This window comes from Streptomyces torulosus (assembly GCF_001419765.1).
Classification (GTDB): Bacteria; Actinomycetota; Actinomycetes; order Streptomycetales; family Streptomycetaceae; genus Streptomyces; species Streptomyces torulosus.
Genome location: NZ_LIRK01000271.1, coordinates 1 through 3,199, shown reverse-complemented (window position 1 = coordinate 3,199; position 3,199 = coordinate 1). Strand labels below are relative to the sequence as shown.

1 rRNA gene is annotated in these 3,199 nt (G+C 57.0%); it reads left to right on the top strand.

Features of this window, described 5'->3' with window-relative positions:
- The first annotated feature begins 55 nt into the window (after positions 1 to 55).
- A 23S ribosomal RNA gene (locus AOK23_RS19585) occupies positions 56 to 3,178 on the top strand.
- Positions 3,179 to 3,199 lie beyond the last annotated feature (21 nt).

The following is a 3,199-nucleotide window of genomic DNA, read 5'->3' as shown; positions in this document are numbered from 1 at the left end:
TGTGACGGGTGGTTGGTCGTTGTTTGAGAACTGCACAGTGGACGCGAGCATCTGTGGCCAAGTTTTTAAGGGCGCACGGTGGATGCCTTGGCACCAGGAACCGATGAAGGACGTGGGAGGCCACGATAGTCCCCGGGGAGTCGTCAACCAGGCTTTGATCCGGGGGTTTCCGAATGGGGAAACCCGGCAGTCGTCATGGGCTGTCACCCTTGCCTGAACACATAGGGCAAGTGGAGGGAACGCGGGGAAGTGAAACATCTCAGTACCCGCAGGAAGAGAAAACAACCGTGATTCCGGGAGTAGTGGCGAGCGAAACCGGATGAGGCCAAACCGTATGCGTGTGAGACCCGGCAGGGGTTGCGTATACGGGGTTGTGGGATCTCTCTTTCACAGTCTGCCGGCTGTGAGGCGAGTCAGAAACCGTTGATGTAGGCGAAGGACATGCGAAAGGTCCGGCGTAGAGGGTAAGACCCCCGTAGCTGAAACATTGACGGCTCGTTTGAGAGACACCCAAGTAGCACGGGGCCCGAGAAATCCCGTGTGAATCTGGCGGGACCACCCGCTAAGCCTAAATATTCCCTGGTGACCGATAGCGGATAGTACCGTGAGGGAATGGTGAAAAGTACCCCGGGAGGGGAGTGAAATAGTACCTGAAACCGTGTGCCTACAAGCCGTGGGAGCGTCGCGTTGAGTACTTGTGCTCAACGTCGTGACTGCGTGCCTTTTGAAGAATGAGCCTGCGAGTTTGCGGTGTGTTGCGAGGTTAACCCGTGTGGGGAAGCCGTAGCGAAAGCGAGTCCGAACAGGGCGATTCAGTAGCGCGCTCAAGACCCGAAGCGGAGTGATCTAGCCATGGGCAGGTTGAAGCGGAGGTAAGACTTCGTGGAGGACCGAACCCACCAGGGTTGAAAACCTGGGGGATGACCTGTGGTTAGGGGTGAAAGGCCAATCAAACTCCGTGATAGCTGGTTCTCCCCGAAATGCATTTAGGTGCAGCGTCGTGTGTTTCTTGCCGGAGGTAGAGCACTGGATAGGCGATGGGCCCTACCGGGTTACTGACCTTAGCCAAACTCCGAATGCCGGTAAGTGAGAGCGCGGCAGTGAGACTGTGGGGGATAAGCTCCATGGTCGAGAGGGAAACAGCCCAGAGCATCGACTAAGGCCCCTAAGCGTACGCTAAGTGGGAAAGGATGTGGAGTCGCAGAGACAACCAGGAGGTTGGCTTAGAAGCAGCCACCCTTGAAAGAGTGCGTAATAGCTCACTGGTCTAGTGATTCCGCGCCGACAATGTAGCGGGGCTCAAGCGTACCGCCGAAGTCGTGTCATTGCGATATGTACCCCCAACGGGGATCGTGATGGGTAGGGGAGCGTCGTGTGCCGGGTGAAGCAGCCGCGGAAGCGAGTTGTGGACGGTTCACGAGTGAGAATGCAGGCATGAGTAGCGATACAAACGTGAGAAACGTTTGCGCCGATTGACCAAGGGTTCCTGGGTCAAGCTGATCTGCCCAGGGTAAGTCGGGACCTAAGGCGAGGCCGACAGGCGTAGTCGATGGATAACCGGTTGATATTCCGGTACCCGCTGTGAAGCGTCAAACATCGAACCAGGCGATGCTAAGTCCGTGAAGCCGCCCCGGAGCCTTCGGGCAAAGGGGAGTGGTGGAGCCGACGAACCAGACTTGCAGTAGGTGAGTGATGGGGTGACGCAGGAAGGTAGTCCATCCCGGGCGGTGGTTGTCCCGGGGTAAGGGTGTAGGACGTCAGGTAGGTAAATCCGCCTGGCAATAGTCTGAGACCTGATGCCGAGCCGATTGTGGTGAAGTGGATGATCCTATGCTGTCGAGAAAAGCCTCTAGCGAGTTTCATGGCGGCCCGTACCCTAAACCGACTCAGGTGGTCTGGTAGAGAATACCGAGGCGTTCGGGTGAACTATGGTTAAGGAACTCGGCAAAATGCCCCCGTAACTTCGGGAGAAGGGGGGCCACGCTCGGTGATCCGATTTACTCGGTGAGCTGGGGGTGGCCGCAGAGACCAGCGAGAAGCGACTGTTTACTAAAAACACAGGTCCGTGCGAAGCCGTAAGGCGATGTATACGGACTGACGCCTGCCCGGTGCTGGAACGTTAAGGGGACCGGTTAGCTCACTTTCGGGTGGGCGAAGCTGAGAACTTAAGCGCCAGTAAACGGCGGTGGTAACTATAACCATCCTAAGGTAGCGAAATTCCTTGTCGGGTAAGTTCCGACCTGCACGAATGGCGTAACGACTTCTCGACTGTCTCAACCATAGGCCCGGTGAAATTGCACTACGAGTAAAGATGCTCGTTTCGCGCAGCAGGACGGAAAGACCCCGGGACCTTTACTACAGTTTGATATTGGTGTTCGGTTCGGCTTGTGTAGGATAGCTGGGAGACTGTGAAGCTCATACGCCAGTATGGGTGGAGTCGTCGTTGAAATACCAGTCTGGTCGTGCTGGATGTCTAACCCGGGTCCGTGATCCGGATCGGGGACAGTGTCTGATGGGTAGTTTAACTGGGGCGGTTGCCTCCTAAAGGGTAACGGAGGCGCCCAAAGGTTCCCTCAGCCTGGTTGGCAATCAGGTGGTGAGTGTAAGTGCACAAGGGAGCTTGACTGTGAGACCGACGGGTCGAGCAGGGACGAAAGTCGGGACTAGTGATCCGGCGGTGGCTTGTGGAAGCGCCGTCGCTCAACGGATAAAAGGTACCCCGGGGATAACAGGCTGATCTTCCCCAAGAGTCCATATCGACGGGATGGTTTGGCACCTCGATGTCGGCTCGTCGCATCCTGGGGCTGGAGTCGGTCCCAAGGGTTGGGCTGTTCGCCCATTAAAGCGGTACGCGAGCTGGGTTTAGAACGTCGTGAGACAGTTCGGTCCCTATCCGCTGTGCGCGTAGGAGTCTTGAGAAGGGCTGTCCCTAGTACGAGAGGACCGGGACGGACGAACCTCTGGTGTGCCAGTTGTTCTGCCAAGGGCATGGCTGGTTGGCTACGTTCGGGAGGGATAACCGCTGAAAGCATCTAAGCGGGAAGCCTGCTTCGAGATGAGGACTCCCACCTCTATAAGAGGGTAAGGCTCCCAGTAGACGACTGGGTTGATAGGCCGGATCTGGAAGCACGGTAACGTGTGGAGGTGACCGGTACTAATAGGCCGAGGGCTTGTCCTCAGTTGCTCGCGTCCACTGTGT